Raw genomic sequence first — 13,854 nt, 5'->3', positions numbered from 1 at the left:
CGGGATCCGCGCCGCGCCCGGGCGCCGTCCTTCGCCGGCATCAGATCTCCCGCACCCTGAGGAACGGCCCGATGCGGTCGTACCGGAACACCGGTCCGTCCTTGCAGACGAACGTCGGGCCGAACTGGCAGTGGCCGCACAACCCTATCGCGCACCGCATGTTGCGCTCCATCGAGAGATAGATCCGCTCCGGGGCGAGCCCGCGCTGACGCAGGTCGCCGATCGCAAAGCGCATCATCACTTCCGGTCCGCAGACGAGCGCGATCGCCCGCGCGGGATCGAACTCCGCCCTCGGCAGCAGCGTGCCGGCGACCCCGACGTGGCCGAGCCATTTCCCCGGCGGAGCGGCGTCCACGGTCACCTCGATCTGCGCGTCGAAGCGGGCGCGCCAGCGCGCGAGCTGGCGTGAGTACAACAGGTCGCCCGGCGTGCGCGCGCCGTACAGCAGCGCCACCTTGCCGTAGCGGCCGCGGTGCGCGAGCAGGTGATAAATCGCCGGGCGCAGCGGGGCAAGCCCGATGCCGCCGGCCATGATGACCACGTCGTGCCCCGCCGCGCCCTCGACCGGCCACGCGCTGCCGTACGGACCGCGGACGCCAACGATCGCGCCGCGGCGCAGCGCGCTGAGCGCGCGGGTCACCGCGCCCACTGCGCGCACGGTATGGACGAGCGTCCCCGGCCTGGCGGGATCTCCGCTGATCGAGATCGGGACCTCGCCGAGGCCGAACAGGTAGAGCATGTTGAACTGGCCGGGGGCGAACGCCGGCGTCTCGCGGGGGTCCGCGCGGCCGGACGCGCGCGGCCCGGGTTCGAGCTCGATCGTGACGGTGTCGTGCGTGTCGCGCGACACACCGAGCACGCGGTACGGCGCCGGCGCCATCGGATCGGACGGTGCCTGAGTCGGCGACGCGGGGCGGGCGTCAGACACGCGTGCCGTAGACATCCAGCAGCTGCAGCCGCGCGGCCCGGAGGCGCTGCCCGAGCACCCCGGCAAATCGTTTCAGCAGCTCATAACCAAGCCGCGGGTCCGCCTCGCACTTCCGACGGATGCAGGCCCCGTCGAACTGCGTCGCCCTGACCGATTCGAGCGTCCTCGCGTCGCACGACATCCGGTAGGGCGGCACGAGCCAGGACCAGCCCACGACGTCGCCCGGGCCGAGGGTCAACACGGTGAGCGGCCCGCGCTCGGGCGAGGCGATCTCGAGCGCGACCCGTCCGTGGCGAAGCAGGTAGAAGTGGTCCGCCGGATCGCCTTCGTGGAACATCATCTTGTCGGGGGCGTAGTGGACATTCGAGCCGCATCCGACGATCAGCGCCGAGTCGTCGGCCGCGAGTCCGCGGAAGAACGGATGATCGGCCAGCACCTCCGAAAGGTCACGCATCGCGGGCCCCCTTGCGTTCGGCGTTCTCCGGCGCGCCGTCCGGCGGTGGCGCTTCGCTCTCGCGGATCGCGCGAACTTCCTCGGTGATGTCTATACCAACCGGGCACCAGGTGATGCAGCGCCCGCAGCCGACGCATCCCGAGGTTCCGAACTGGTCGATCCAGGACGCCAATTTGTGGGTCATCCACTGGCGGTACCGGGACTTGGGCGAGTTCCGCACGTTGCCGCCGTGGATGTACGAGAAGTCCATCGTGAAGCAGGAGTCCCACCGGCGCCAGCGCTCGGCGTGGTCGCCGGTCAGGTCCGTCGTGTCCTCGACCGAGCTGCAGAAGCACGTGGGACAGACCATCGTGCAGTTGGCGCACGTGAGGCACCGCGCGGCGACGTTGTCCCAGCGTGGGTGCTCGAGGTTGCGGTACAGCAATTCCTTGATGCCGGCGGTGTCCATCGACCGGCCCATCTGCGCGGCGGCGCGGGCGACCGTGCGATCGATCGTCTCCGCGGCGTCCGGCGGGGCCTCGCGCGGGACCGGCCGGTCTGCGCCGTCCGCCGCGAGATCCCGCAGCACGTCGGCGCCCCGGTCCGTGCCGGTTTCGACGAGAAACTCGTGACGCCCGCCTTCGAGCACCTCGGTGAGCGCCAGGTCGAAGCCCGCCGTGACCCGTGGCCCGGTCTTCATCGAGAGGCAAAAGCACGTACCCCCGGCCTGGCCGCAGTTCACGGCCACCACGAACGCGCCCTCACGCAGCGCCTTGTAGGTCGGGTCGACGTGCGGACCCTCCAGAAAGACCCGGTCCTGCACCGCGATCGCGTGCAAATCGCAGCCGCGCACCCCGATGAACGCGTAGCGCGGCGCTTCCTCGCGCGTGTCTTCGATCTCGAAGCCGCCGGCGTCGCGGCCCGGCCCGCGCCGCGCGCGCCAGAGCCGCGTCGCCGCCGGAAACAGGAATTTCTTCCAGGAGTGCGGGCCGACGGGATAACCGAACAGCGCCTGATCCGTCCGGCGCTCCACGCGATAGGTTCCGCCGTCCTGAACGTCGGTCCAGCCTTGAGGGAGGTCGGCCGCGGAGGCGATCTCGTCGTAGATGATCGCTCCGTCGCGCAGCGTCGGACCGACGAGACGGTACCCGCGGCGGCGAAGAACTTGGAGCAGGGCGGCCAATCCGTCGACCGTCAGCGCGCAGAAGGTTTGGGGAGCAGACGCTGCCATCGAGGCCGTCACCGGTGGGCCGCCGTCACGGGCTCTTTCTGCCGAGCGGGTGCCGGTCCGTGGGCGGTCTCCCGGAGTTCCTTCGTGATCTCGCCGACGAAGGCCTTGGCGTCACCGAACAGCATCAGCGTCTTGTCGAGGTAGTAGAGCTCGTTTTCGACCCCGGCGAATCCCGGCCGCATGCTGCGCTTGATCACCATGACCACCGCGGCGCGGTCCGTGTCGATGATCGGCATCCCGTAGATCGGGCTCGTCTTGTCGTGGCGGGCGGCGGGATTCGTGATGTCGTTCGCGCCGACCACGAGCGCGACGTCCGCCTGCGGGAGTTCCGCGTTGGCCTCGTCGAGGCCGAGCAGGCGGTCGTACGGGATGTCGGCCTCCGCCAGGAGTACGTTCATGTGGCCGGGCATCCGGCCGGCCACAGGGTGGATCGCGAACTTGACGCCCACCCCGCGGCTCATCAGCGCGTCGTACAGCTCGCGCACCTGGTGCTGCGCCTGCGCCACCGCCATGCCGTAGCCCGGCACCACGATCACGGACCCCGCGCCCGCGAGGATCGCGGCCGCTTCCTCCGGCGTCGCGCTGCGGACCGGTTTCTCCGGCGCCGCGGCGCCGGCCGCCTCCTGGACCTGGCCGAACGCGCCGAACAGGACGTTGGTGAACGAGCGGTTCATCGCCCGGCACATGATCAGCGAGAGAATGAAGCCCGACGAGCCGTCGAGCGCCCCGGCGATGATCAGCAGGTAGTTGTTGAGGACGAACCCCATCGCCGCCGCCGACAGCCCGGCGTAGGAGTTGAGCAGCGAGATCACGGTGGGCATGTCGGCTCCGCCGATCGGGATGATCAGCAGCACGCCGAAAACGAGCGCCAGGCCGATGATGATCGGGAACAAGAACTTGAGCTCGGGGTGCACGACGATCGCGACCGCGAGGGCGGCGGCGAGCGCCAGCAGGGACAGGTTCATCACGTTCTGACCGCGGTAGGTGATCGGCCGCGTCGGCAGCAGCTCCTGCAGCTTCCCGAACGCCATCAGGCTGCCGGTGAAGGTCAGGCTGCCGAGCACTACCTCGATCGCGAGCGCGGTCATCGTGAACGTGCCGACGCGCGGCGCCTGCAGATAATACTCGCCGGTCCCGACGAGCGCCGCGGCGAGCGCGCCGAACGCGTGCGAGAGCGCGGTCCGCTGCGGGACCGCGGTCATCGGCATAAAGAGGCCCATCGGCGCGCCGATCGCGGAGCCCGCGACCAGCGCGACGACGATCCACTGGTAGCTGACGATGTGGGCCCGCACGAGCGTGCCGACGATCGCGAGCAGCATGCCGACCTCGCCGGCGAGGACGCCGTGCCGCGCCGTCGCCGGCGCGCTCAGCCACTTGAGGGCCAGGATGAACAGCCCGGCCGCCAGGATGTAGACCAGGGTGACCGCGGTGTCCGGCATCGCCGTCACTTCCGCTTGAACATCCGCAGCATGCGGTCGGTGATGAGGAACCCGCCGACCACGTTGGTCATGGAGGCGGTCACGGCCAGCGTGCCCAGCAGCGTGCTGAGTTCCGTCCGGTGCTCGCCGGCCATCACGAGCGAGCCGATGATAGAGATCGCCGAGATCGCGTTCGTCAGCGACATCAACGGGGTGTGCAGCAGCGGCGAGACGCGCCGGATCACCTCGAAGCCGAGGAACGTCGCCAGCATGAATACGTAGAGTCCGGTGGTGAGATCGTGGGAGTTCATGCGCCGCCTCCGTTCCCCGACGCCGGCGGGGTCGCGGGGGCCCGTACGCCGCCCGAGGGCGCCGCCGGTGCCGTGAGCGACGGCAGCCCCAGCGCGTCGCGCACCCTCGGCTGGACGATCTCGCCGCCGTGCGTGACCAGGGTCTCGCGGACGATCTCGTCGGCGGGATCGATCTTGAGTTCCTTGCCGGCGCTCATGTGCAGCAAAAAGGCCGCGAGCGTCCGGCCGTACAGCTGGCTTGCGTGGGTGGGCACGAGGCCGGGCAGCTGCAGCGGCGCGACGATCGTCACGCCGCCCACCTGCGCGGTCTCGCCCGGATGGCTCGACTCGCAGTTGCCGCCGTGGTCCGCGGCGCAGTCCACGATGACGGAGCCCGGCGGCATCGCCGCGACCATCTCCGCGGTCACCAGCACGGGCGCCCGTTTGCCGGGGACGGCGGCGGTCGTGATGACGACGTCGCTTTGGGCGACGGTCCGCGCCAGCAGTTCACGCTGGCGGCGGTAGAACGACTCGTCCTGCGAGCGCGCGTACCCCCGCGTGTCCTGTGTCTGCGCGGTGTCGAGCGGCAGTTCGACGAAGCGCGCGCCGACCGAGATCGCTTCCTCGCGCGCCGCCGGCCGGACGTCGTACGCGGACACGGTCGCGCCGAGGCGCCGCGCGGTGGCGATTGCCTGAAGGCCCATGACCCCCGCGCCGATGACGAAGACGCGCGCCGGGGTGATGGTGCCGGCCGCGGTCGTCAGCATGGGGAACATGCGGGGGAGCGCGTCCGCGGCGAGCAGCACCGCCTTGTATCCGCCCACCGTGGCCATCGCGGAGAGCGCGTCCATGCTCTGTGCGCGGGTGATGCGCGGCACCAGCTCCATCGCGAACGCGGCCGCCCCCGTCGCGGCGATCGCCGGGACCGTCTCCGGGGAGGCGAGCGGATCCATCAGGCCCGCGAGCACCTGGCCGCGGCGAAGCGCCCCGAGATCTCGTCGGCCGGGCTCGTTGGCTGTGCTGTAGCAGAGGACCTGAACCACCGCGTCGGCCGCGGCGAACACTTCGTCCCGCGCCGGGACGACCCGCGCGCCGTGCTCGGCGTACACGCCGTCGGGGAAGCCGGCCGCGGCCCCCGCGCCGGCCTGGACCACCACCTGGTGGCCGGCCTTTGTGAGTACGGGAACGGTGCTCGGGACAAGCGCCACGCGACGCTCGCCGGTCCGCGTTTCCGCGGCGACGCCGATGATCATCGCAGTTTCACCGCCATACCTCGTTTCCCGCGCCCGGGCTTCTTTTCCCGCCGTTCACACCCTATCTCGGCGCGGGCGGCGGCCACTATACTACGGTCATCCGATTCGGCATAGGGCGGCCGTGGACGCCGTGGGAAATCAAGCTGCGGGTGGATGCGGCCCGAGCGGTCGGGAGTTCAGATGTCCGGCCCCGGCCTCAACTCAAGGCCTCGATTCGCTGTAGTTCCTCCGGGCGACCGAGCAAGACCAGCTTATCGCCCGGAACGAGGGCACGCTCCCCGGCGGGCAGCGGGATGACCCGGCCGCCGCTGTGGAGTGCGACGATCACAAGCCCCGGCGCCTGATCGTGCAGCGCTCCCAGGGAGGTCTCCGCGAGGCGGGAACCGGGCGCGACCGCGACCTCCTCGAGCATGAGCGCCTCGCGACCGGTGTGCAGCACGGTCTCGACGAACTCCACGGCGGCCGGCCGAAGTGCAACCATTGCCAGGCGCTGACCGGCGATGTGATACGGCGAGAGCACCTGACTCGCGCCGGCGCGGCGAAGCTTCTCGATGGCGTCATCCGCATCGGCCCGGGCGACGATCAGCAAGTCGGGCCGCAGCACACGGGCGGAGAGGACGATGTACACGTTGTCGGCGTCGGCGCCGGTCACGGCCACGAGGCCGCGGGCCCGGGCGATCCCGGCCTGAACTAGAACCCGGTCGCTCGCGGCGTCCCCGCACACCGAAGGGAATCCGTCGCTTTCCGCCGCCGCCGTCAACGCCCGGTCAATATCGACGATGAGCACCTGGCTCCGCTCGCGGCGGAACGCCTCTGCGACCCGCCGGCCTACGCGGCCGTAGCCGCAGACGATGAAATGCCGGGCCATTCGGGCCAGGTCGGATTCCATCTTTCGTCGCCTCCGTTGGTCGGCCCAATCAATCGACAGGAGCCAGGCAAACAGCGCGCTCACCGTGTACAGGAAGTCGCCGACCCCGACGAGGATCAGCCCCATCGTAAACACCCGGCCGACAGGCGACACCGGGTGTACCTCCCCGTACCCCACCGTTGTCACCGTGGTCACGGTCATGTAGAGGGCATCCAGGAAGGACCATTTCTCGAGCGCCATATAGCCGGCCACTCCCAGCCCCAAGGTCAGGAAGAGCACCAGTATGGGACCTCGGAGCAGCCGGACACCTGTCACGGCACGCCGCTCCCTTCTCGCACTCACCGCAGATGGTTGTGACACTTGCGGTTTCTCCAAAGGCCCAATTCAGGTCCTGGTTCTCATCCGGGGCTCGCGCGACCGCGTGGAATTGAGCAGGCAGTGTTAAGATTGTGAAACATTCTCGTGCGGGCGGGCACCGCGCGACCCAAGTCTGCGATAATCTCGGTTGGGGCATGCATGGGACACGCGGAGGGGGAGGCGAGATGGGTAGCAGGGCGGCATGGCGGGGTAGTCGGGTTCGGGCCGTTGTGATCGCGGCGATGGTGGTCGTGCCGCTTGGACTGCCGGTCGCGGTGCCCGTCACGCCGGCGCACGCACAGACGAACGCCACCTGCCTGGACGTCAAGAACACCCGCAGTGATCAGATTACCGTTACCGTGGTGGGATTTGACGAGAACAACTCGTATTGGGTGTTTGGGGCCGGTGAGTCGGCCGTGCTGGTGAACGACAACGGGCCGCTCCGGGGGTCCACCTTCACGATCCGCCTATACAGCGGCGAGGGCATCAATTCGAGCCGGCAGCTCACCGGCAGCAACAAGTACGTGAGCTGGGACTACGACGCGTCGGTCACCGATAACGGCAAGTGCTCCGACGGCGCCTGGGTGGCGACGCTGCACGACTAAACACGCAACGCCAAGGTGGACAAAGCAGGGCGGTCTCGTTCACCAAGCGAGGTCGTCCCGCTTTAGCAGAAGGAGCGTCCCGCTCTCCGTACCGACGACCAGATCAAGCCCCATTCCATCGCGCCGCCGCACCGGGGCCGGCGCGCAGGAGTGCATGCCGAACCGCAGCGGCTGACCCTTCGCGCGCAGCTGCCGCGCCGCGGCGAACTCCGGATTGCCGGGCGTGCCGACGTTCTCGAAGACCAGCACGGTCGCCTGCCCGTGGGTGTGACGGGGCATCCCGGCCGGTCCGGGCGGGACCGACGCGCGGGCGTGAGTCCCGACGAGCAGATCACCGCGTCCCGAGCCGGTCCAGTCGCACACCGAGAGCTTGACCCGGCCGAGCCCGCCGCCGTAATCCTCCGTGAACCTGATCGGCGCACCGCCGGCATAGGTGAGCGGCCGCTTCGCCTCCAGCGTCTCGGCGTCGCGCCGCGCGAAATCGACGAGTGTTCCCTCGCCGTCCACACACACGTACCGTTGCACGCCGCCGGCCGCGCCCCAGGTGGTGACGGCGGGACGAACGCGCCACGCCGTGCGCAGCGGGGCGCCCTCGTAACGGAGCTCGCGCGGCGGCCGCAGCACCTGCGGATTCCCCGTGCGTGAGAACAGCAGGTGACGCCCCATGATGTCGCTCGCCAGCAGTTCCAGCCGGCCGCCGCCGTTCCAGTCCGCGGCGGTCGGAGAGAGATACCCCCATTTCCGTTCCGAGGGGCCCTGGACGGAGCCGCGCTCCCCGGCCTGCACGCGGATCGGTCCGTCCTCGGTCCGCAGCGGCGCCGCCTCGCCGTATCGCCGCAGTTCATCGCCGCCGAGATCCGGATACCAGAGAAGCTCGCCTCCGGCCGTGCCGACGATCAGATCGAGTCCGCCGCCGCCGCCCGACCATTCACAGACGACGGGCACCGGCTCGACGCCGGCGTGCAGCGGCGGGTCAGGCATGCGGACGGGCTGCGGCGCGGCATAGGCCGGTACGGACGCGGGTGCCCCCGACGTGCGGGGCAGCGGGGTGAGCCGCCATACGCCGCCGTCTTCCGCGCCGACGAGGAGCGCCGCCGAGCGTTCCTCACCGGCGGACGGCGCGACGGCGACCGGCACGAGAACGTTCTGCGGCAGCGAAAGCGGCGATCCGTCCGGGCCCAGCACGGCCGCGGCGGGTTCGAAGTCGAGCCCGCCGCGGTGGCGGAAGAACCACAGATGATCGAGGAAGTCTCCGCACACGAGGTCGGGCCGCCCCCGGCCGAGCACGTCGGCCCATGCGGGGGCCGCCGCGCCGTAGACTTCCAGCGGCCGGCCGCCGCTGGTGAACGGGACCGCGCGTTCAAAGCGGGGCCGCGCCGCGCTTCCGGCGTTGCGCGCCGCGTACACGTGCCCCCGCAGCGGCCCTCCGCGCCACGCGCCCTCGACGTCGTAGGGCCGGTACCGGGGATCGTTCCATTCACGTCCGTCGGGCCAATAGTGCGACCAGTCGTCGGTCCCGATGAGCAGATCCCACACGCCGTCGCCGTCGAGGTCGCAGGCCCGGACGACGTGCAGCGTTTCCGCTCCGCGGGTCCACGCGAACCGCACGTCGAGTACTTCCGGTGGGGCGGCCGCCTCGCCGTCGCGAAACAGCAGAACCTCCGGGCGGTCGCGGCTCACGCCGACGAGGCGCGCCGGCGGGCCGCCCGGCGCGGGGTCCACGTTGCCGAACAATCCGGGAACCCGTGCGCCGCGGCCGGCGACGTCGAGTTCCTCGTCCAGCCCGGGGAATCGATAGACGCCGCCTTCGAAACAGGCGTCCCACGAGGCGACGATCAGGTCGCGGCCCGCCGCTCCGCCGCGGGCCCGCGCGACCGCGGGGGCGGCCCACAACCCGACCGCGAGGGGCCCGCGCGCCACCGACGGATGGTGGCCGAGCGCCCGGCCGGCGCTATCCGTGCCGGACCACCGCGGGACCCGGTCTTCCCACCGTCTGGCGGACATGGATGCCGCGTTCGGGCCAGGGCCGGGGCAGTCCTGTCCGCTGTCAGGGCGCGGGCATACAGCGCTGTGCCGTCCTCCTCTCAGACCACCGCCTGATGGTCCGGTCCGGCCCGCCCAATGTACCCTGGAATCGGCGTGGCCCGCGCCGAATTGTAACGGGCGCCTGACAGCCAAACAGGCGCGGGAAGAGGGGGACGATCGATGACGCACCGCTGGTGTCTTGGACTGTGCTTGCTCCTCGTGGTCTTTGTCGCGGTCCCGATGGCGCCGCCGGCCGGCGCCGCGGCCCCGCTGGATCTGGCGTTCTGGGGCGGCTGGACCGGTCCGGACGGCGATGTGATGCGCCAGATGGTCGATCAGTTCAACAAAGAGCACCCGGACATTCGGGTGACGCTCACGACGCTGCAGTGGACGCCGCTGTTCGACAAGCTGCTGACCAGCGTGCGCGCCGGACAGCCGCCGGACCTGATGGCGATGCACTCGCAGGACATCGCGCAGTTTGCCTCGCTCAACATTCTCGAACCGATGGGCGAGACCGTGACGGCGGCCGGCTTCAAAGCGCCGGACTTTATGGACGTGGCGTGGCGCGGTACGTTTTCCGGCGGCACGCAGTACGCGATTCCGCTCGACATGCACATGCACGCGGTGTATGTCAACCTCGACATGTGGAAGGCGGCGGGGCTCGATCCCAACAAGCTGCCGACCACCGGCGCCGACTTCGTCGCCGCGGCCAAGAAGTTGACGGTGGACGGCGCGGGCCGCCATCCGGACGACGCGGGGTTCGACGCGCGGACGATCCGGCAGTACGGCCTCGGCATGATGAACAACCACCACGGCTTCTATATGTTCTATGCGCTGCTCGCGCAGCAGGGCGATCCGTTCCTCGCGCCCGACTTCTCGCGGACCGCGTTCAGCGACGCGAAGGCCAACGCCGCGTGGCAGTGGCTGCAGGACCTCGTGTTCAAAGACCACGTCGTCCCGGTCGGGGAGACAAACCCGTATCAGGACTTCGTGACGAAGCACGTGGCGATGCTGATCGACGGGCCCTGGGAGATCGCCGGTCTGCAGAAGGTGAGCGGCCTGAACTGGACCACGACCACGTTCCCGCGCGTGTTCGCGGCGCCCGCGGCGTGGGGCAGCGGCCACCTGCTGACGATCCCCAAGCAGGCCAACAAGGCGCGCGAGCAGGCCGCGATGACGCTCGCCGCCTGGATCGTCCGCCACTCGCAGAACTGGGCGCTGTCGGGCAACCTGCCGGCGCTCTTGTCCGTGCGGACGTCGGCGGCGTTCCGGGCGCTCCCCGGCCGCCGCGGATTCGTCGAATCGCAGGCGTTTGAGATCATGCTGCCGGACGTCCGGCCGTCGGCGCAGATGTACTCGGCCACGGCGCCGAGTCCGATCGTCGTCGCCGCGCAGGCCGTGCTCGTGCGCAACCAGCCCGTCGCGCAGGTCACGCAGCAGCTGCGAAACCAGATCAACGCGATCCTGTCCGCGCCTTAGGTAGGTTGGGGCCGCCCGGCCGGCTCGCCGGGCCGGGCGGCCGGCAGAACCGCCGATGCAGATCCTTCCCGCCACCGCGCGCCGCCGCCGTCCGCTCCACGGCGGGACGCGGCCGACGCCGTATCTGTTCCTGCTGCCGTACCTCGTGGTCTTCGCGCTGTTCCGGTTCGGGCCGGTCGTCGGCGGTTTCCTCACGAGCTTCACGTCGTGGAGTATCGTCGGCGCCCCGCGGTTCGTCGGGCTGGCCAACTACGCCGCGCTCGCGCGCGACCCGCTCTTCTATACGTCCGTGCGCAACACGTTCTACTTTCTCCTGTTGACCGCGCCCGCCCTCATCGTCCTCGGGTTCGTCCTGGCGCTCGTGCTGAACCGGCCGCTGGCCGGCCGCGGCGCGGCGCGGGTCCTGATCTTCGCGCCGTACGCGATGATGTCGGCGGTCGTCGGCATCCTGTGGACCTGGATTCTCGACAGCAACTTCGGCCTGCTCAACCACTACCTGGCGAAGGTGCACCTGGGGCCGATCCACTGGCTGTCGAGCGACGCCGCCGCGATGCCCGCGATCGCGCTGACGACGGTGTGGTGGACGATCGGCTACAACATGGTCATCTTCCTCGCCGGTCTCCAGGACATTCCGCCGCAACTCGAAGAGTCGGCGCGCGTGGACGGGGCGGGGCCGTGGCAGGTTCTGTGGTCGGTGACGATTCCGGTGCTGCGGCCGACGACGTTCGTCGTCGTGATGCTGACGATCATCAACACGTTCCAGGTGTTCGACCAAGTCTACGTGATGACCGGCGGCGGTCCCGGCACGGCGACGCTCACGCTCGTGCAGTATCTGTTCTTCCAGGCCTTTCAGACCTTCAAGCTCGGGTACGGGTCCGCGATCGCCTACATCACGTTCGCGCTGCTGCTCGCGATGGCGTGGCTGCAGCAGCGTCTCCTGCCGTCCGAGGCGTCGCTGTGACGCCCGGGAACGGCACGGTCGCCTCGGCCGCCGCCCCGGCCGTGCGGCGGGCCGGCCGTGCGGCGCGCTTCGCGCGCCGGCGGACCGCCGCGGCCGTCCTCTACGCGGTCGAGATCGCCGCGGTGGTGATCGCGCTCGCGCCGATCGCCTGGATGGTCTCCACCTCGCTCAAGCCGGAAGGCCAGATCCTCTCCGCGGTACCCCACTGGATTCCCGAGACTTGGACGCTCGAGAACTTCCGGCAAGTGCTGGCCAAGTACGCCTTCGTCCGCTGGACGGTCAACAGCGTGGTGGTCGCCGCCATCGCGACGGGCATCGTGGTGGTGCTCGACGCCATGGCCGGGTACGCCCTCGCGCGGTTCGTTTTTCCGGGCAGCGGCGTGATCTACGCGGCGATCATCTCTATGCTGCTCGTGCCGATTCAGGTCACGGTGATCCCGCTCTTCGTGCTGTTCGCCGAGTGGCGGATGCTCGACACGTTCCAGGCGCTGATCCTGCCGACCACCGCGAACGTGACCGGCGTCTTTCTGATGCGGCAGTTCTTCCTGAACATCCCCGCCGAACTGGAGGAGGCGGCGCGCATCGACGGCGCCGGCGATCTTCAAGTGTTCGCGCGCGTAGTGCTGCCGCTGAGCCGTCCGTCGATGGCCGCGGTCGCGGCGCTCACGTTCGTCAGCTCCTGGAACAACTTCCTCTGGCCGCTCATCGCGACCAGCAGCGACCGCGCGCGCACGCTGCCGGTCGGGATCGCGCAGTACATGGGCGCTCAGGCCGGGACGAGCGGCTCGGCGCCGGCGTTTGGGCCGCCGCTCGCCTCCGCGGTCATGGCGACCGCGCCGGCGCTGATCGCCTTCTTCCTGCTGCAGCGCTACTTCACGCAGGGCATCACGATGACCGGCATCAAGGGGTGAGGTGCGATGAAAGGCGCGAAGGTGGGCATCCTGACCTTTTCCGACGGCAGGCCGCACATGCACGCGAGCCTACTGCCGATTACGCGCGGGTTCCAGGAGCGGCTCGGCGCGCGGCTGGAAGAGGCCGGTTGGGACGTGGTGGCCGGCCGGGAGATCGTGTGGACGACGGATCTCGCGCAGCAGGAGGCGCGCTACCTTGCCGCGCGGGGCGTCGAGGCGGTCGTCTTCAACTACGGCATCTGGGCCTTCCCGCACTTCTCGGCGATCGCGTCTGAGTTCGTGCCGCACCCGATCCTGCTGCTCAGCAACGTCAACCCGCAGTACCCGGGCCTCGTCGCGATGCTGGCCGCCGCCGGGAGTCTCGACCAGGTCGGTGTCTTCCACGGCCGCATCTCCGGCGACATCGCCGACGACGCGGTCTTCGACCGGGTCCTGCGCTTCCTGCGGCCCGCGGTGGCGAAGAACCGCCTGCGCGGCGAGGTCTACGGACTCATCGGCGGCCGGTCGATGGGGATGTATACGGCGGTCCCCGCGCTCGATCAGTGGCGGCGGCAGTTCGGCATCGACATCGAGCACATCGACCAGTACGAGATTGTCCGCCGCAGCGAGGCGATCCCGGACGCGCGGGTCGCTCCGGGCATCGCGTGGCTGGAGCGGAACGGCGCGACGATTCACTACGACGACAAGCTGCTGACCCCGGCGCTGCTGCGCCGGCAGCTGAAATCGTACCTCGCGGTGCGCGAGCTGCTCGACGAGTGGCGGTGCGCCTTCTGCGGCATCAAGGGGCAGCCCGAGATGACGAACTTCTTCGCCACGATGGACGTGGCCGAGGCGCTGCTTAACGACCCCTACGACTGGGATGGCCCGCACGATCCGATCGTCTGCGCGACCGAGGCGGACAGCGACGGGGCTCTGACGATGGAGATCTTCAAGCACATCGCGCGGACCCCGGTGTTGTTCGCCGACGTGCGGCACTACGATGCCGAGGACGACGTGTGGGACCTCTGCAACTCCGGCGAGCACGCGACGTACTTCGCGGGCCGGTCGTTCGACCCGGCGGTCAATCTGCCGCGCGTCCATCTTTACCCGGCCGAC

Annotated in this window: 13 protein-coding genes; 5 read left to right on the top strand and 8 right to left on the bottom strand. The window is 69.9% G+C overall.

Annotated elements, in window-relative coordinates; translation table 11 throughout:
- Window positions 1–40: 40 nt before the first annotated feature.
- The 7 genes from VFL28_05140 to VFL28_05110 all read right to left on the bottom strand — a co-directional run bounded on the left by VFL28_05140 (window position 41) and on the right by VFL28_05110 (window position 6,700).
- Window positions 41–880, bottom strand: coding sequence for an FAD/NAD(P)-binding protein (locus VFL28_05140; GenBank protein HET7264033.1), 840 nt, complete (start codon window positions 878–880; stop codon window positions 41–43).
- Window positions 881–920: 40 nt separating this feature from the next.
- Entirely contained in the window at window positions 921–1,382 is a 462-nt protein-coding gene (locus VFL28_05135) for a cyclic nucleotide-binding domain-containing protein (GenBank protein ID HET7264032.1), read from the bottom strand.
- Entirely contained in the window at window positions 1,375–2,592 is a 1,218-nt protein-coding gene (locus VFL28_05130) for a 4Fe-4S dicluster domain-containing protein (GenBank protein HET7264031.1), read from the bottom strand. Before VFL28_05130 ends, VFL28_05135 begins: the two co-directional genes overlap by 8 nt.
- An 8-nt stretch (window positions 2,593–2,600) precedes the next feature.
- The gene (locus VFL28_05125; protein ID HET7264030.1) at window positions 2,601–4,031 is read right to left on the bottom strand and encodes an NAD(P)(+) transhydrogenase (Re/Si-specific) subunit beta; all 1,431 of its coding nucleotides are present in this window, start codon (window positions 4,029–4,031) and stop codon (window positions 2,601–2,603) included.
- A 5-nt stretch (window positions 4,032–4,036) separates the two neighbouring features.
- Window positions 4,037–4,321, bottom strand: a complete 285-nt coding sequence (locus VFL28_05120) for an NAD(P) transhydrogenase subunit alpha (GenBank protein HET7264029.1) — start codon at window positions 4,319–4,321, stop codon at window positions 4,037–4,039.
- Window positions 4,318–5,553 (bottom strand): NAD(P) transhydrogenase subunit alpha, encoded by a 1,236-nt coding sequence (locus tag VFL28_05115; GenBank protein ID HET7264028.1) that lies wholly within the window; start codon window positions 5,551–5,553, stop codon window positions 4,318–4,320. The genes VFL28_05120 and VFL28_05115 overlap by 4 nt, the downstream gene beginning before the upstream one ends.
- 196 nt (window positions 5,554–5,749) lie before the next feature.
- Window positions 5,750–6,700, bottom strand: coding sequence for a potassium channel protein (locus VFL28_05110; GenBank protein ID HET7264027.1), 951 nt, complete (start codon window positions 6,698–6,700; stop codon window positions 5,750–5,752).
- A 263-nt stretch (window positions 6,701–6,963) separates the two neighbouring features.
- On the opposite strand from VFL28_05110, the gene VFL28_05105 reads away from it, so the two are divergent.
- A complete protein-coding gene (locus tag VFL28_05105; GenBank protein HET7264026.1) occupies window positions 6,964–7,383 on the top strand; it encodes a hypothetical protein in 420 nt (139 codons plus the stop codon).
- Between the two features lie 39 nt (window positions 7,384–7,422).
- On the opposite strand, the gene VFL28_05100 is transcribed toward VFL28_05105, so the two are convergent.
- Complete coding sequence (locus VFL28_05100; protein ID HET7264025.1) at window positions 7,423–9,387, bottom strand: hypothetical protein; 1,965 nt, start codon at window positions 9,385–9,387, stop codon at window positions 7,423–7,425.
- Window positions 9,388–9,588: 201 nt separating this feature from the next.
- Between VFL28_05100 and VFL28_05095 the strand changes: the two genes are divergently transcribed.
- The 4 genes from VFL28_05095 to VFL28_05080 form a co-directional block, all read left to right on the top strand.
- A complete protein-coding gene (locus VFL28_05095; GenBank protein HET7264024.1) occupies window positions 9,589–10,887 on the top strand; it encodes an ABC transporter substrate-binding protein in 1,299 nt (432 codons plus the stop codon).
- Window positions 10,888–10,942: 55 nt separating this feature from the next.
- Window positions 10,943–11,848, top strand: coding sequence for a sugar ABC transporter permease (locus VFL28_05090; GenBank protein ID HET7264023.1), 906 nt, complete (start codon window positions 10,943–10,945; stop codon window positions 11,846–11,848).
- The gene (locus VFL28_05085) at window positions 11,845–12,759 is read left to right on the top strand and encodes a carbohydrate ABC transporter permease (protein ID HET7264022.1); all 915 of its coding nucleotides are present in this window, start codon (window positions 11,845–11,847) and stop codon (window positions 12,757–12,759) included. Before VFL28_05090 ends, VFL28_05085 begins: the two co-directional genes overlap by 4 nt.
- A 6-nt stretch (window positions 12,760–12,765) precedes the next feature.
- Window positions 12,766–13,854, top strand: a 1,089-nt coding sequence (locus VFL28_05080; protein HET7264021.1) for a fucose isomerase, incomplete at its 3' end; no start/stop codon positions are given.

The sequence above is a fragment of the bacterium genome, from assembly GCA_035691305.1.
GTDB lineage: Bacteria > Sysuimicrobiota > Sysuimicrobiia > Sysuimicrobiales > Segetimicrobiaceae > DASSJF01.
The sequence above is the reverse complement of the archived record's forward strand: the minus strand, read 5'-3'. Positions and strand labels throughout refer to the sequence as shown.

Coding starts and splice junctions, on each gene's coding strand:
- VFL28_05140 (HET7264033.1), bottom strand. CDS start 880: ATGGCGCCGGCGCCGTACCGCGTGCTCGGTGTGTCGCGCGACACGCAC.
- VFL28_05135 (HET7264032.1), bottom strand. CDS start 1,382: ATGCGTGACCTTTCGGAGGTGCTGGCCGATCATCCGTTCTTCCGCGGA.
- VFL28_05130 (HET7264031.1), bottom strand. CDS start 2,592: ATGGCAGCGTCTGCTCCCCAAACCTTCTGCGCGCTGACGGTCGACGGA.
- VFL28_05125 (HET7264030.1), bottom strand. CDS start 4,031: ATGCCGGACACCGCGGTCACCCTGGTCTACATCCTGGCGGCCGGGCTG.
- VFL28_05120 (HET7264029.1), bottom strand. CDS start 4,321: ATGAACTCCCACGATCTCACCACCGGACTCTACGTATTCATGCTGGCG.
- VFL28_05115 (HET7264028.1), bottom strand. CDS start 5,553: ATGATCATCGGCGTCGCCGCGGAAACGCGGACCGGCGAGCGTCGCGTG.
- VFL28_05105 (HET7264026.1), top strand. CDS start 6,964: ATGGGTAGCAGGGCGGCATGGCGGGGTAGTCGGGTTCGGGCCGTTGTG.
- VFL28_05100 (HET7264025.1), bottom strand. CDS start 9,387: ATGTCCGCCAGACGGTGGGAAGACCGGGTCCCGCGGTGGTCCGGCACG.
- VFL28_05095 (HET7264024.1), top strand. CDS start 9,589: ATGACGCACCGCTGGTGTCTTGGACTGTGCTTGCTCCTCGTGGTCTTT.
- VFL28_05090 (HET7264023.1), top strand. CDS start 10,943: ATGCAGATCCTTCCCGCCACCGCGCGCCGCCGCCGTCCGCTCCACGGC.